The organism is Nonomuraea sp. NPDC050451, from assembly GCF_044458585.1.
The window spans coordinates 1-14856 of record NZ_JBITHZ010000037.1 but is presented as its reverse complement, the minus strand read 5'-3'; the positions used below and the strand labels follow the sequence as shown (position 1 = coordinate 14856).

16 protein-coding genes and 1 tRNA gene are annotated in these 14856 nt (G+C 67.4%); 8 read left to right on the top strand and 9 right to left on the bottom strand.

The window, feature by feature from the left end; translation table 11 throughout:
* Position 1: 1 nt before the first annotated feature.
* Positions 2-343, bottom strand: a complete 342-nt coding sequence (locus ACIBI9_RS54660) for a hypothetical protein (protein WP_397235366.1) — start codon at positions 341-343, stop codon at positions 2-4.
* Between the two features lie 163 nt (positions 344-506).
* The gene (locus ACIBI9_RS54655; RefSeq protein WP_397235365.1) at positions 507-1493 is read right to left on the bottom strand and encodes an NAD-dependent epimerase/dehydratase family protein; all 987 of its coding nucleotides are present in this window, start codon (positions 1491-1493) and stop codon (positions 507-509) included.
* 148 nt (positions 1494-1641) lie between these two features.
* Here ACIBI9_RS54655 and ACIBI9_RS54650 point away from each other — a divergent pair, with 148 nt between their 5' ends.
* Together ACIBI9_RS54650 and ACIBI9_RS54645 are read left to right on the top strand one after the other, a co-directional pair.
* A complete protein-coding gene (locus ACIBI9_RS54650) occupies positions 1642-3009 on the top strand; it encodes a sensor histidine kinase (RefSeq protein ID WP_397235364.1) in 1368 nt (455 codons plus the stop codon).
* A 30-nt stretch (positions 3010-3039) separates the two neighbouring features.
* Positions 3040-3345, top strand: a complete 306-nt coding sequence (locus ACIBI9_RS54645; protein ID WP_394503605.1) for a pyrophosphatase — start codon at positions 3040-3042, stop codon at positions 3343-3345.
* 218 nt (positions 3346-3563) lie between these two features.
* Here ACIBI9_RS54645 and ACIBI9_RS54640 read toward each other — a convergent pair whose 3' ends face one another.
* On the bottom strand, positions 3564-5351 hold the full coding sequence (locus ACIBI9_RS54640) for a bifunctional metallophosphatase/5'-nucleotidase (protein ID WP_397235363.1): 1788 nt from the start codon (positions 5349-5351) through the stop codon (positions 3564-3566).
* A gap of 163 nt (positions 5352-5514) precedes the next feature.
* Between ACIBI9_RS54640 and mshD the strand changes: the two genes are divergently transcribed.
* On the top strand, positions 5515-6453 hold the full coding sequence (gene mshD, locus ACIBI9_RS54635; protein ID WP_397235362.1) for a mycothiol synthase: 939 nt from the start codon (positions 5515-5517) through the stop codon (positions 6451-6453).
* Here mshD and ACIBI9_RS54630 read toward each other — a convergent pair.
* The 3 genes from ACIBI9_RS54630 to dcd all read right to left on the bottom strand — a co-directional run bounded on the left by ACIBI9_RS54630 (position 6428) and on the right by dcd (position 8801).
* Positions 6428-7432: an anion permease gene (locus tag ACIBI9_RS54630; protein WP_397235361.1), complete on the bottom strand. Its 1005-nt coding sequence runs from the start codon at positions 7430-7432 to the stop codon at positions 6428-6430. The two genes, mshD and ACIBI9_RS54630, sit on opposite strands and share 26 nt — an antisense overlap.
* Positions 7433-7440: 8 nt before the next feature.
* Positions 7441-8058, bottom strand: coding sequence for a DUF47 domain-containing protein (locus tag ACIBI9_RS54625; RefSeq protein ID WP_043625094.1), 618 nt, complete (start codon positions 8056-8058; stop codon positions 7441-7443).
* Positions 8059-8225: 167 nt separating this feature from the next.
* Positions 8226-8801 carry a dCTP deaminase gene (dcd, locus tag ACIBI9_RS54620; RefSeq protein WP_318787641.1) on the bottom strand — a complete coding sequence of 192 codons (576 nt, stop codon included), beginning with the start codon at positions 8799-8801 and terminating at the stop codon, positions 8226-8228.
* Between the two features lie 99 nt (positions 8802-8900).
* Here dcd and ACIBI9_RS54615 point away from each other — a divergent pair.
* Positions 8901-8974: transfer RNA gene (locus tag ACIBI9_RS54615), tRNA-Gly, on the top strand.
* A 380-nt stretch (positions 8975-9354) separates the two neighbouring features.
* On the opposite strand, the gene ACIBI9_RS54610 is transcribed toward ACIBI9_RS54615, so the two are convergent.
* Complete coding sequence (locus ACIBI9_RS54610) at positions 9355-10416, bottom strand: IS110 family transposase (protein ID WP_397235360.1); 1062 nt, start codon at positions 10414-10416, stop codon at positions 9355-9357.
* A gap of 145 nt (positions 10417-10561) precedes the next feature.
* Between ACIBI9_RS54610 and ACIBI9_RS54605 the strand changes: the two genes are divergently transcribed.
* From ACIBI9_RS54605 to ACIBI9_RS54595, 3 genes are all read left to right on the top strand, one after another.
* Positions 10562-11101 (top strand): 2'-5' RNA ligase family protein, encoded by a 540-nt coding sequence (locus ACIBI9_RS54605; protein WP_397235359.1) that lies wholly within the window; start codon positions 10562-10564, stop codon positions 11099-11101.
* 495 nt (positions 11102-11596) lie between these two features.
* Entirely contained in the window at positions 11597-11929 is a 333-nt protein-coding gene (locus ACIBI9_RS54600; protein WP_397235358.1) for a DUF6247 family protein, read from the top strand.
* On the top strand, positions 11930-12175 hold the full coding sequence (locus ACIBI9_RS54595) for a hypothetical protein (RefSeq protein WP_397235357.1): 246 nt from the start codon (positions 11930-11932) through the stop codon (positions 12173-12175).
* A gap of 258 nt (positions 12176-12433) precedes the next feature.
* Here ACIBI9_RS54595 and ACIBI9_RS54590 read toward each other — a convergent pair whose 3' ends face one another.
* The gene (locus ACIBI9_RS54590) at positions 12434-13063 is read right to left on the bottom strand and encodes a tyrosine-type recombinase/integrase (RefSeq protein WP_397235356.1); all 630 of its coding nucleotides are present in this window, start codon (positions 13061-13063) and stop codon (positions 12434-12436) included.
* A gap of 99 nt (positions 13064-13162) precedes the next feature.
* Positions 13163-13420 carry a hypothetical protein gene (locus ACIBI9_RS54585; RefSeq protein WP_397235355.1) on the bottom strand — a complete coding sequence of 86 codons (258 nt, stop codon included), beginning with the start codon at positions 13418-13420 and terminating at the stop codon, positions 13163-13165.
* 162 nt (positions 13421-13582) lie between these two features.
* Between ACIBI9_RS54585 and ACIBI9_RS54580 the strand changes: the two genes are divergently transcribed.
* Complete coding sequence (locus ACIBI9_RS54580) at positions 13583-14122, top strand: DUF6461 domain-containing protein (RefSeq protein ID WP_397235354.1); 540 nt, start codon at positions 13583-13585, stop codon at positions 14120-14122.
* Positions 14123-14856 lie beyond the last annotated feature (734 nt).

Below are 14856 nucleotides of genomic sequence, written 5' to 3'. Positions count from 1 at the left end.
CCTATTTCCACAGATAGTCGTAACGTGGCGAGGCCCGGCCGACGAGGACGCCGCCGTCGCGGACCTGCCACTCCTGCTGCCCCTCGACCTCGTGGAACACGAGGAAGAGGCCACAGACGCGGTCACCGTCCGCGTCCGCGGGCAGAGCGGCGATCTGACGGATCCGCGCGAGAACCTCGTCGGCGTCGCTCTCGCGGACGGCACGCGCGTAGCAGGCGGCGTCGAGCCAGCCCCCTTCGGGGAAGGCCCAGCCCTCCGTCTCGCCCTGCCGGATGATCCGCTCCGCTTCGGATCGTTGACCCGAGAACTCCAGCCAGCCGCGTATGTAGACCAACGTGCTCATAACGACATGATGGCTTGCGGGAAGTCGAGACCATTTGTCGGAATTGGCTGCGGCGGTCACCTCTCGGGAGGCAGACTGTTGCCGCGGCCATCACGAGCCTTCCTTCGTTCTCTGACGAGAGCCCGCGGAGGAGGCCGGGGTGGCCGTCACCATTTCCGGATGATCATTGCGCCTGGCTCAGCAGCCGGGCCTCCAGCTCCGGGGCGAGGCCGACGCTCGGCCGGTCCGGGCGCATCGGGGGCCGGCCGCCGATGCTCTGGAGCCACTCCCACGTGTCGGCCACCGTCTCCTCCAGCGGACGGCAGCGCAGGCCCGCCGCCACCGCCTTGGACACGTCGCCCCCGTGCATGAAGTCGTGGTCCTCGCCCACCAGCCAGATCGGCAGGTCCGTCCACGGCTGCACGCCCGCCGCCAGGATCTGCTCGGCCGCCAGCCAGCGCAGCTCGGCGTCCGATCCGGTCACCTTGACGCAGGTCTCCAGGAGCTGCCTCATCGTCGCGAATCCCGGCGGGCTCACCACGTCATAGGCCCCGCCGAGCCCGCGCTCGGCCGCCGCCAGGCACCAGAGGGCCAGGTCGCGGGTGTCGATGTACTGCAGGCCGAGGTCGCGCGGCTCCGGGGCGAGCACCGGGCCGCCGCGGGCGATCCGGCTCAGCCACCAGGGCAGGCGTCCGATGTTCTCGTGCGGGCCCAGGATCAGGCCCGCGCGGGCCAGCAGCGCCCGGTCACCGAACGCCGCGACCGCCCCGAGCTCCGCCCCCGCCTTGTTCTTGGCGTAGTCGCCGTCGCCGTCGTCCGCCGCCACCGCCACGACGGGGGCGCTCTCGTCCGCGCCGAACGGCACCGGCGGCGCGTACACCGACCGGCTCGACACGTAGACGTAATGGCCGGCCCGGCCGGCCAGGAGCGACGCGGCCGCACCGACCGCGGCCCGCGCCCACGACCAGGTGTCGACCACCACGTCCCACTCCCCGCGCTCCAGCGCCGCCAGCCCGCCCGGGGCCGTCCGGTCGCCGCGCAGCGCCGTCACGCCGGCCCTCGGCTCGTGGGTGCCGCGGTTGAACGTCGTCACCTCCCAGCCCAGCGCCACCGCCTCGTCGACGAACGCCCGCCCCACGAACTCCGTGCCGCCCAGCACCAAAAGTTTCATGGCATCCAACATGGCCCGCCGGGTCCAGGCGCGCTAGGTGTGCACGCCCTCAGCGGAATCGCCACCAGCGAAAGCCCAGGTTGCGCCGGTGGCGTCGGCCGTGCGCGGGTAAATGTCACAGACAGTGATGCAGTTGGGACGGGATGGGATGGTGAGACGGCTGTTTCCACGCTCGATCCGCGCACGCCTGACCACGGTCGCGACCTTGATAGCGGCCCTGGTCTTCATCGCGACCGCCGCCATCACGCTCGCCACCGTGCCCGACAACCTGCGGAACATGGTCCAGACGAGGGTCGAGCTGGCCGTACGGCGGGTCGCCGCCGAGGCGCGCACGGGACACCTGCCCCGGGTGCTGGAGACGCCGTCACGCGTTCACTTCCTCCAGGTGGTCTCGGCGGACGGCAGGCTGCTCGCGAGCAGCCCCGGACCGGCCCAGAGCCTGTGGCTGCCGGATCTCAAGCCCGCCTGGCCCAACACCGTCCGCTACGCCGAGCGCACCGTGTCCCGCAACCCCGACGAGCCCGAGACCCACTACCTCGTCATGGCCCTGCTGGCGTGGACCCCTCAGGGCACTGTGACGGTCTACGGGGCGTCCTCGCTGACCGACGTGGACCGTGCCCTCAACTGGATATATGTCCTGGTGTTCATTGGCACTCCGCTCATCCTGGTGAGCGTGGCGGGCATCACCTGGATCACGGTCGGGTCCGCGTTGCGCCCCGTGGAACGCATCCGTGCGGAAATGGCCGAGATCACCGGCCAGGACCTCAGCAGGCGCGTGCCCGTGCCCGACACCGGCGACGAGATCACCGACCTGGCCACCACCACCAACGACACCCTCGACCGCCTCGAGCGCTCCGCCGAGACCCAGCGCCGCTTCGTCGCCGACGCCTCCCACGAGCTGCGCAGCCCCATCTCCGCCCTGCGCGCCCAGCTGGAGCTGGCCAACGCCTACCCCGACGAGACGGACTGGCAGGCCACCGGCGAGCAGGCGCTGGCCGCCGCCGACCGCCTGACCGGCATCATCGACGAGTTGCTGATGCTGGCCCGGCTGGACGCCGGCGCGGTCAGCGAGCGCCGCGTGGTTGACCTGGTCCGCGTGGCCGAGGACCAGATCCGCCGCCGTGCGGGCAGCCGGGTGCCCATCCTCCCCGACCTGTGCGTCTCGGCCCCGGTCTACGGCTCGCCCATGCAGCTCGACCGCCTCCTGACCAACCTGCTCGACAACGCCACCCGGCACGCCGCCACCCGGATCGACCTGGAAGTGGCCGTGGAAGGCGGCAAGGTGATCGTCACGGTGACCGACGACGGCGACGGCATCCCACCGCAGGACCGGGAACGCGTCTTCGAACGCTTCACCCGCCTGGCCCCCGCCAGGGCCAAGGACAAGGGCGGCAGCGGCCTGGGCCTGGCCCTCTCACGCGACATCGCCGCGGCCCACTGCGGCACCCTCACCCTCGCCGATCACTCCCCCGGGGCCCGCTTCGTGGTCACCCTCCCCCTTTACGGGGAGCCCTGATCTGACGCGGCCTGCCGTAGGCTCGCGCCCATGGATCTGCGCCAGCTCGCCGCCGAGATCGAACCCATTTCCAGCCGGTACGCGGACAAGCTCGGGATCGAGCGCGACGACACCTGGTTCCTGCTCAAGCTCCAGGAGGAGATCGGCGAGCTGACCCAGGCGTTCCTCATGCGCTCGGGCCGCGCCAGGACCAAGGGTCGCACGGCGGACGAGCTGGACGCGGGCTTCCGGGAGGAGCTGGCCGACGTGCTGTGCCACGTGGTCCTCATGGCCCACCATCATGGGGTGGACCTGGAGGAGGAGGTGGCGCGTAAGTGGCTGGCGTGGAAGGTCTGATGGGGGCGCCGTTGCGGCGGCCGGCCCCGTGCGGGTCAGCGGGCGTCGCCCTGGAGGCCCTCAGCCACGGGCGGCGGGTGGTGCCGGCCGTGCTTTGCCGTACGGGATGAAAAAGCGCCACGTGCGGCGGGAAGGACCCCGAGCGAAGAGCGCCACGTGCGGCGGGAAAAGGGGCGGCCCGCCCGAGAGGAAACGGGCGGGCCGGAGGGAAAGAGGCGTCAGCCGACGGCGGTGATCCGGTTGACGGCCGGCGGGGCGATGGGGTTGTCCTTGCCGAGGCGGTCGACGAAGGCGTCGATGTCCAGCGGCCCGCTCCACAGGTCGGTGCCGTCCTTGAAGGCGGCGAAGGCGTCACCGCCGCCCACGAGGAAGTTGTTCGCGGCGACCCGGATCGACTGCGTGTCCGTCACCGGCACCCCGTCGATCTTCATGTCCGACACCTTGGAGCCCCAGGCGGCGCCGCGACTGTAGGTGTAGGTGAAGTTCGACGACGGCTGCAGGATCTTGGTGAACGGCTGGTTGTTGGGCCCGCCGGTGAACTGCTGCTCGAGCACCGTCTTGAGCTGGGCACCCGTCAGCGTGACGACCTGCATGAGGTTGTTGAACGGCTGCACGGTGAACGCCTCGCCGTACGTGACGACGCCGTCGCCCTCGTTCGCCGGGGAGGTCGCGTACGTCAGGGAAGCCCGCACGCCGCCCGGGTTCATCAGGGCGATCTGGGCGTTGCCGCCGGTCTTCGTGGCGGCCAGCTGGCCGTCGGCGATCAGGTCGCCGAGGGCGGACTCGCCGGAGGGCGCGGCCGTGTTCGTGATGTCGGCGGTGATTTTGCCGACGGCCTTGTTGGCGACAGGCGCGACGCGGTCCTTCCACGTCTGCACGAAAGTCGAAATTTCGGGATCCGGGGTAACTGTCCGGGTCACGACGTGGTTGTCGGCGACGATCGAGGCCCGGTCGATGTCCCGCGTCTTGACGTTCACGTTCAGGTCCACCTGCGTGATGACCCGCCCGAACGAGCCGCCCTGCGAGTAGACGCGGTCGTTGCCCGCCGGGTCCTTGACCTTGCACAGGTACGCCTGGTGGGAGTGCCCGCTGAGCACGATGTCGATCTCCGGGTCCACCTGCGTGGCGATGCGGTTGCCCGCCCCCGGGATGGCGCTGCACGCGTCGGGCGACTGGCCCGCGTTCACCTGGTCACCCTCGTGCACCAGTACGACCTGCGCCTTCACCCCGACGAGCTTGAGCAGCTTCGAGGCGACGTTCGCGGCCTTCACCTCGTCCACGAACTTGAGGTCCTTGATCCCCTCGGCCGTGACGATGCTCGGCGTGGTCTGGGTGACGAGGCCGATGAAGCCGATCGGCATGCCGTTCATCCACTTGATGCTGACCGGCGGCAGCGCGGGCACGCCCCAGTCCGACAGGACCTGCTTGACCTGCGGCGAGTTCGAGCCCCCGAGGGCGGCGAGCGCGTCGGTCTTCTCGTTGGCGTTCTTGAACAGGACGTTCGCGCCCACGTAGTCGAACTGCGCGCCCTTCCACGGGCCGGCGGGCGAGCAGCCGTCCACCGGGTGGCAGCCGCCCTTCATGATGCGCCGCAGCTCGGTGTAGCCCTCGTCGAACTCGTGGTTGCCCACCGCGGCCACCTTGAGCCCCAGCTTGCCCAGGAACTCGACCGACGGCTCGTCGTGGTAGGCCGCCGAGATCAGCGGCGTCGCCCCGATGAGGTCGCCCTGGGCCACGGCGATGGTGTTCTTGTCGGCCAGCGCCTTCATGTGCGTGGCGACGTACGCGGCGCCACCGGCGTCCACGGTCTGGCCGTGCTCGTCCACCATGCGGCCCGAGGATCCGGTGGGGGGTTCGAGGTTGCCGTGGAAGTCGTTGAGCGCGAGCAGCCGTACGGGCACCGTACGAGGGGCTTTGCTCGCATCCGCCGGGAGCGTGGCGAGCATGACCGCACCCGAGGCGACGGCTCCGGCCAGCGCCAGCCGGAGGAAGGAACGAGACGTCATGGCCCAAGACGTTACGTTGGGAACCTATGCAGCCAATGGCGCAAAGGTAACGATTTGCCAGGTTGTCACATGGCGTTATTTGCCAGTCATGCGCCTAGAGTTCGTTCTGTGAGCGAACGAGGGGGATTGGCGCCACCTGATCGCTCACAGCGAAGGAGGGCCTGTGGGCGAGCATGTGAAGGTCAGGGGACGGCTCGATGACACCGAGGTCGCCGCGGTGCTCGGCCTGGTGGAGGCGGCGACGGAGGCCGACGGCGTCCGCCCGCTCAACGAGCACGTGATGCTCCATCTCCGCTACGGCGGCGACCCGCAGGCCCGGTCCCTGCTCCTGGAGGCGGACGGCACGCTCGTGGGCTACGCCCACATCGACCCGACGGACGAGGTCGAGGGCCCGAGCGCCGAACTCGTCATCCACCCCGCCCACCGCCGTCAGGGCCACGGCGCGCGCCTGCTGAGCGCGGTCGTGGAGCTGGCGGACGGGCGGCCGCGCCTGTGGGCGCACGGCGACCACGAGGGCGCCGGGGCGCTGGCGGCCGCGTTCGGCTTCGAGCGGGTGCGCTCGCTCTGGCAGATGCGCCGCTCCCTCTTCGCCCCTCTTGAGGCTTCCGCCCTGCCCGACGGGGTACTGCTGCGCACGTTCGTACCGGGTCAGGACGAGGAGGCCTGGCTCAAGGTCAACGCCGCCGCCTTCGCCCACCACCCCGAACAGGGCGCCTGGACGATGGACGACCTGCTCCGCCGCGAGCAGGAGCCCTGGTTCGACCCGGAGGGGTTCTTCCTGGCCTTCCGCGGCGACCGGCTCGCCGGCTTCCACTGGACGAAGATCCACGGCTCCTCGTCCCACGGCCACGAGCCCCTGGGAGAGGTGTACGTCGTGGGCGTCGACCCCACACAGCAGGGCACCGGCCTGGGCAAGACGCTGACCCTGGCCGGGCTGTGCCACCTGCGCTCGCGCGGCCTCGCCCAGGCGATGCTGTACGTGGACGAGGCCAACACGGCGGCGATCAGGTTGTACGAGTCCCTCGGCTTCAACCGCTGGGACGTGGACGTGATGTATGCCCCCTCCGGGGAGGCGGCTACTCCACGATCGCGTGAAGGATGAAGTAGGAGACGGCGGCCACCAGGGCGGCGGCCGGGATGGTCAGGATCCAGGCGGTCACGATGTTCCCGGCGACCCCCCAGCGCACGGCGCTGAGTCGCTTGGTGGCCCCCACACCCATGATCGCCGAGGTGATCGTGTGCGTGGTGGAGATCGGCGCCCCGAACCCGATGGCCGCCCCGTACAGGACCGTCGCCGCCGCCGACTCCGCGGCGAAGCCCTGGGGCGGGTCGAGCGCGATGATGCGCCGGCCCAGCGTACGCATGATGCGCCAGCCGCCCGCGTACGTCCCCAGCGAGATCGCCCCGGCGGCGGCCAGGATGACCCACTGCGGGATGGGGTCGGACGGGTTGGCGAGCCCGCCGACGGTGAGTGCCAGGAAGATGACACCCATGGTCTTCTGCGCGTCCTGCAGCCCGTGCCCGAGCGCCATGGCGGCGGCCGAAACGGTCTGCGCGTAGCGGAAGCCCCGGTTGGTCTTACCCGGCTGGCTGTTGCGGAAGATCCAGTAAATTGCGATCATGATCAAGGCCGCCAGCGTGAACCCGATCAGCGGCGACAGCACCATCGGGATGACGACCTTCTCGAACACGCCGTCCCAGTGCACCACGCTGGCCGAAGCCAGGGCGGAGCCCACCAGGCCGCCGATGAGCGCGTGACTGGAGGAGGAGGGCAGGCCGAAGTACCACGTGATCAGGTTCCAGGAGATCGCACCGATGAGCGCCGAGGCCACGACGACCAGTCCGTGGGGGCCGTTCGGAGCATCGATGATCCCCTTGCCGACCGTCTGCGCGACCTGGGTGCCCAGGTGGGCGCCGATGAAGTTCATGGCCGCGGCCATGAACAGCGCGGCCCTGGGGGTCAGGGCCCGGGTCGAGACGGAGGTTGCGATGGCGTTCGCCGCGTCATGGAACCCGTTGGTGTAGTCGAATACCAAAGAGATGACGACCACGCCGATGACGAGGGCGAGCGTGAGGTCCACTACTGGGCCTAGCTTTCCTTGACCGCGATCGACTCGACGGTGTTGGCCACGTGCTCGAAGGCGTCGGCCGCCTCTTCGAGGGCGTCGACGACCTCCTTCATCTTCATGACGGTGAGCGCGTCGTACTCGCCGCTGAACAGCTTGGCCAGCAACCTCCGGTAGACCTGGTCACCCTGGTTCTCCAGGCGGTTGACCTCGATCCAGTACTCGTTGAGGTTCTTCATGGACCGCAGCCGCGGCATGGCCTCGGCGGTCAGCTCGGCGGCCCGCTCCAGCACCTCGACCTGCCTGACCACGTCCTTCGGCAGGTGGTCGAGCTGGTACAGGACGATGAGGTCGGAGGCCGCCTCCATGGCGTCCATCACGTCGTCGAGGTTGGAAGCGAGTCGGTAGATGTCCTCACGGTCGAACGGAGTGATAAAGCTCTCATTGAGCCGGTTCATGATCGCATGGGTGCGTTCGTCCCCGGCGTGCTCGCAAGCACGCATCTTCTCGGCCAGGGCCTCCCTGTCCGATCCGTCACTAATGATCTCTACCAGCAAACGGGATGCGGTGACCAGGTTGTTCGCGGAGTCTGCGAACAGGTCGTAGTAGCTGTCCTCACGTGGCGTGAGACGCAGGCGCACGTCGTTCTCCAGATGTGCGGGGATGGTCCGTGGAAAGGGTACGGGCTACCAGGCGAAATGCGAACTTCATGTCCCCTTCTCCTACTGGTTACCCTGCGTATGTTGTGCAACACCCGGGACAGAGGGTACTTTGGTGCCTTTTTTGTCACCTTACCGGGGGACCGTTATTAAACCTTGGTCCGATGGAAGTCCCGGAACGACCTCGACGGCGTCGGCCCCCGCTGCCCCTGATACCGCGACCCGTACTTCTCGGACCCGTACGGATGCTCGGCCGGCGAACTGAGCCGGAACACACACAACTGCCCGATCTTCATCCCCGGCCACAGCTTGATCGGCAACGTGGCCACGTTCGACAACTCCAGCGTGACATGCCCGCTGAAGCCCGGATCGATGAACCCCGCGGTCGAATGCGTCAGCAACCCGAGCCGCCCCAGCGAACTCTTCCCCTCCAGCCGCGACGCCAGATCATCCGGCAACGTCACCACCTCATAGGTGGAGGCCAGCACGAACTCCCCCGGATGCAGGATGAACGGCTCATCCCCATCGGGCTCGACCATCCGCGTCAGATCCGGCTGCTCCACAGAGGGGTCGATGTGCGGGTAGCGGTGGTTCTCGAACACCCGAAAGAACCGGTCAAGCCGTACGTCGATGCTGGAGGGCTGGATCATGTCCCGGTCGAACGGATCAAGCCCGAGCCGGCCGACTTCGATCTCGGCAAGGATGTCACGGTCAGATAGCAGCACGGTGAGCAACTTACCGCCCGATCGGAAACTCTGCGGGGTCGGGATTGCTGTTGTACGCCAAGTTTCCGCTACAGTGGGGGACGCGGCTTCGGGTCGCACGCGGGTGTAGTTCAATGGCAGAACATCAGCTTCCCAAGCTGACAGCGCGGGTTCGATTCCCGTCACCCGCTCCACAAGCAAGGCCTTCTCCTATGGGCGCTTCGCGCTCAAGAGCTCAGACAGTGTTCAGTGGGGGCGCGGCCCCCACGCCCCGCTCGACTGCATCGCCTTCGCTCCTGGGGCGCTTCGCGCCGATCAAGCTCAGACTGTGTCTATTGGGGCTCCCGCCCCAAACCCCAAGTCGAGGGGCTACCGCCCCTCGAGCTCCCCGACCGCTCGGCCCTTGCCTACGGTTGGCTCCTTCGTTGACCTGAGTCGCATCGGTAACGCTGGATGGCCGTTGGCCTCCTCGGGAGCCGGCACAGGAAACGGTCATCACTGCAAGCCAGGTCGGGCGCTCTTCGCCACCGTGTCATGAAATGGAGGCGGCCATCGCGTGACGCTTCTATGTTTGTCAAGCGGCCTGTGCTGTTGAGGGCGGGTGTTCGAGGGCGCGGTAGATCTTGCGGGCGAGGTAGCGCTTGAGGCAGCGGATGGCTTCGCGTCGGGTCTTGCCATCGCTGGTGCGTCTGGCCAGGTAGTTCCGGGTTTCGGGGTCGCAGCGTTCCAGGGTGAGGGCGATGTGATGCAGAGCCCGGTTCAGCGCTCGGTCGCCGAAGGGATTGAGCCGGTGGCGGGTGTGTCTGCCGCTGCTGGCCTCGATGGGGCTGACGCCGGCCAGGGCGGCGAAGGCGGCCTCGTTGCGGAAGCGGCCGGGGCCTGACCAGGACACCCAGCATTGGGCGGCGGTGATGACGCCAACGCCACGCATCTGTAGTAGGTGGCTGACGTGCTCATCGACGAGTTCGGCCAGCTCGGTTTCGGCAGCGTGCACTTCGTCGGTCAGGTTGCGGATGCGGCGGGCCAGACGTTGCATGACGGTGCGGCGGGTGCGCTCTTCGGCGTCGGCGACCGCTGCGGGGCGCAGGCGCAGGCAAGCGTCGATCAAGGCCTGGCGCTTGAGGCTGCGCAGCCGTCGCCACAGTGGTTCGGGGGCGGTCAGGATGAGGGCCTTGAGCTGGTTGACGGCGCTGGTGCGTGCGCTGATGGCGCTTTCGCGGGTGACCAGCAGCATGCGTGCTGCCTCCCGCGGGCCGTCCGTGCGGGGTATGGCGCTCTGCTCGCAGCCGAGGGCTTCGCGGGCGGCGCGGCGGGCGCCGAGGGCGTCGTTCATGCCGCTGCCACGCCGGCTGACGCGTTTGGGCCGATCGGACTCGATGACCTGCTGGCCAGTGATACGCAGGGCGCGGGCCAGGCCGGCGCCGTGGCTGCGGGTGCCTTCGATGGCCCAGACCACGTTTGGTCCGGGCGCGTGTTGGGCGGCCCAGCGGATCAGATGCGCGTACCCGTCGGCGTCGGCGGTGATAGTGATGGCGGCCAGCTCGCCGCCAACCGGGTTGACCAGGCGGGCACTGTGACTATCGCGGTGAGTGTCGACTCCGATGACGGCATCGACCGATTCCGACAGCATCGCCATCTGCGCGGCTCCCTCTCCTTCGACGATGGGGGTGGCCCGGGCGAAGCCGCCGCGCAGACACATCTGTGAGGAGTCACGCCAGCAGGGCGGACAGGCTTCTGATCAAGTCAGCGGGGCGAGCCAGGAAGCTTGAGATCATCCGACCATGCCGGACGGCTCTTCAGGACAGTACCGAGCAGGCGAGACGGCCTTGCTGGCCGTCGTGAAGGAAGCTGAGCCGGTGGTTGGGCGCTGGCGGCGGCGTTTTGATTCCTCTGCCTCGGCAGGGGTTCCCGCGCACGTGACGGTGCTTGTGCCGTTCCTGGACACCGATCGCATCGACACCACGGTGATCGACGAACTCAGAGCACTGCTCGGCGAGCACAGCCCGATGACCGTCCGGTTCGACAAGTGCCGGCGTTTCCCCGAGGTGCTCTACCTCGCACCGACACCCGACCAGCCGTTTCGCGTCCTGACCGAGGCTGTCGCGGCACGGTGGCCCGAAGCACCGCCCTACGGTGGACAGTTCACGGAGGTCATCCCGCACCTGACTGTCGCCCACGGCCAGCAGACGCACGTGCTCGACGAGGCGGAAGCCGCGTTGACCGCACGACTGCCCATCATTGCCAATGTGGCGTCGGTCAGCCTTTTTGTCAGCGACGGCGACCGCTGGCACCCAAGCGCCGAGTTCCCACTACTCGGATGATCTCTCCACCCGCCAAGCCACATCGTTCCGGACTCAGCAACCAGTCGATGCACAAGTCTTGACAAGTGCTCCCGCCTCCGGTGGGGGCCTCCGACTCCGGGATGATCCCAAAGTGCCTGCTGCTGGGGCCGGAGGCGGCTGAGGTGGGAGCCTAATCATCCCGCCCGCCATCGACCCGGGTCGACGGCAGACGGGATGATCAGGGCGCAGGGTGCGCGCGTCGCGCGAGAAAGCCCAGGTCGTTAAGCTGATCGCCGTGCAATTAGCGGGCAATTAGGCAGGGTGACGAGGGGTCAATCACGGTCACTCGGGACCAGGCTTTCCCCCAGCTCAGAGCCCCCACGTGCTGCGATCCGTGCAGTTCCCAAGCTGACAGCGCGGGTTCGATTCCCGCCACCCGCTGACTCTCATACTGTGGCAGGCCCATCTCTCGCGTGTGCGTGAAGGATGTCACCCCTCCTCTGTAGTCTCTAGAGGACAAGGAAGGGAGCGGGCATGACCGCACAACCGCAGGACTTCATCTCCGTTGGCGCGCCTCTGCCTGAGAAGAACCTGCGGGCCATCCGCGCCGCGCTGGTCGTCCCGGAAGATCGCGAAGCTTTCGACGCCGGGCTCAAGGCCGTGCTCGACGAGGTCAGGGTGAGCCTGGATCTTGGGGCGCTGAACGCCTTCGTGCACCGCTGGTGGATCTCCGCATGTGACACCGCAAAGGACCCCGAGGGGCGCCGCCAGATGCACGTCCGCGCTCAGCAGGCTCTTGCCGGCGAACCCGTTCCTCAAGGGAGGCCGTGGCGGGAGATCCTTGCTGCTCGTGGGATCGATGTCTAGGTGTTCAAGCTCATCATCGATCCCGTAGCCGAGGAACAGATCGCCGCGCTACCCGATCACGCACTGCATCCGCTCGCGGATCTGTTCGCGCTGCTGGAGACCGCTCCTTGGAGTGGAGACCCGTACAACTCCAAGAACCCAAGGGCGAACATGCTTACGCACCCGTTCGGAGAACGTGGTCTCGCCACCTATGTGGTCCTGGACCGGCAGCGAGAGGTCTATCTTGTTCGCATCGAATGGCCATAGGTTCGTGCCCGTTCGCAGAGCGATCAGCGGGGAGTCACGGTCACTCACGGTCACTCCACCCGCAGATGCCCAGGTCAGCGTTTCCCTGCTCAGAGGTCTGGATCTTGAAAGAGTTCCCAAGCTGACAGCGCGGGTTCAATTCCCGTCACCCGCTCTCATCGTGAAGGCCCAGGTGGGGACATGAATCCCGACCCGGGCCTTGATTGTTTCCGGACTGGTTCGATCTTCGCGGGCCATTGACGGACCATTAGCTCTTGATCACCCTGTGGGGACCAGTGCGCCCGCCGTGCCCTTGTCGTCGTCATCGTCGCGCGATTCGAGTTGCCGATCGATGGCGTTGGTGATCGCCTCGTCGGCTCCCCTGACCGCGTGCTGGTAGATCATGGCTGCTCGGACGTTGTCGTGTCCCATGCGTGCCATGAGGTCCTTGAGCCCCGCGCCGGAATCGGCGGCCAGCATGTTGCCCGTGTGCCTCAGGTCGTGGAAATGAAGCCCTGGCAAGCCGATCTCCGTGACGACATCCACCCAGCGAGTGCGGGTGTTGAAGCCACTCCGGCGTATCGGCCCGCCCTTGGCCGCCGGGAACATGAGGGCGCCCGGCTCGTCCTGGACGTAGGTGTTCATGTGCTCTTGGAGGACGCGGACGATGCTCTGCGGAATGCCCACCGTCCGACGTCCGGCCTTGGACCTGGGCGGTCCCAGCATCAGTCCACCCGCAGAGCGCTCGACGAAGGCGACCCGGACGCGGACCGTACGCGCCTTGAGATCGACATCCATCCGGCGTAGTGCGCTGACCTCACTCCATCGCAGGCTCGCGAAGGTGGCCAGGAGCACGAAAGCCCTGTACCGCCAATCGTGGGTGCAGTCGGCCTGTCTCGTGTCGATCATTCGCCACAGCGCCCGCTCGGCTTCTGCCCTGGTTGGGAAGACCGCCGAGTACGTCCGCATCTCGCCGTGCCGCTGGAATCGGATGCGATGCCCCTCGCCTCACTTGAGCCCTCGGATGCTGCCCACTGGGCGGCGCCCCACCTTGTCCGCCAGTTCGAAGACCTGCCCCACAGAGAGGACCGGCCGCTCCTCGGCGTGCTCGTCGCCGGCTCCGCGGATCCGGCACGGGTTGCGGGAGATGATCCGGTCGTCCTCGGCCGCCGTCATGAGCACGGCACGGCGGAGGCGGTATGCCTTGGCCGCCATGCTCACCGAGACGCCCTTGCCGAGCAGGTCCGCCCGCCACTGCCGAATCATCGCCGTGGAGAGCTCGCCGAGCGAGACGTTGCCGAGATACGGCGTGATGTGCTTCTTGAGCAGCTAGCGGTACAGATCCGCCGTCCGAGGTCGGAGGCAGAAAGATGTCGGTCCCTCCTGCGAGGATCGGTCTGAGTTTGATCCTTCAGGAAAGGCGAGTAGATGAGCGACGCCATGGCAGAAGAGTACGCATGGCTCTATCAGGAGTTCACCGATGATGCCGACGATACCTGGCTATGCATCAGCTTCGTGCAAGGCTTAATTCCCCGCGAGGTTCTACGTCGGATCGATGTCATCCCGGGGACCATCGGCGAATTCGGAGTCGAAGCTTATGCGGCCGATGGCGGAACCGTTCTGATCGACTACGGATGGGGCACGTCTGTGGACGCAGCACCAGAACTCCTGTCGTCGGGCACGACCATGGCCACGGTGGTTGCCAATATCAAGAGCGACAATTTCAGCCTCCTCATCGACGGAGACTTGATCACCAAGTTCGGCCTGTATGGCTACTCCTATCGCCACGGAGAAGTCCCCGAGAACCTCCTTCCCCACCTTCAGGAACTGGGTCTCGACCGTGATGACCTCACCGAGAACCTCGTCCCCAGGGCTCTCGCCTTCGCCTCCCGCGCCACCGGTGTGCGTTTCTCGCGCAGACACTTCGCCCAAGATGCCCTGACCGGCGCAAGTGACCATCTCCAGTGAGGCCCCGCTTCCCGGCTGCATACGCCCCGGTCTTGATCGCGTGCCAGAGCAGCGGGGAACTGCGGTCACTCACGGCGACTCGCGAGCACTCAACATGCCCCACCTGCACCTCTGTTTTCCAGGTCAAAGAACCAAGATCACCCCAGCACAAGGGATAACCCGACTTCCATGACCATCAAGCCTGCCGGATGTCGTGACCGTGGTCTATGCGTCCGACGGGGACCTCAGGCTCCGGGATGCTTCGTTACACACAACTCCAGGCCCGAAGGCGGCTGAGGTGGAAGCCGGAACCAAGGTGCTGAGCAGGGCGACCGGTTCCGGGACGGTGAACAGTTGGCCCAAGATCTCCCCTGCTCAGGCATGCGGTCTGGGGGCCAGTCCCGGACGGCGCGGGACTACGAGCCGGGCGCCACACGCCGAGACCGCCATAGCGGCTGAACGCGCCAGCCGGATCTACCACGCCACCACACAGATACGGTCCTTACGATCGCCACGGCGTGCCAGTCGCCTTACGTACTTGAGGGCAATCGACGATTCGCGCGCGGCACAGAGCACAGACATGTGCCTTGCCTCAGCCACCGGTCTAATTCCAAGGCCGACAAAGTTGGTGGGACGCACATAGCGCCAGGATGTCAAGGGTGAACCGCCCCGACTTTGATGGAGACCTCAACGGTTGATTCCGGCGGGTTCGCTGGGTTGGTGTTGAGCGTAGTAGAGAGCCTCGTACTCCTCTG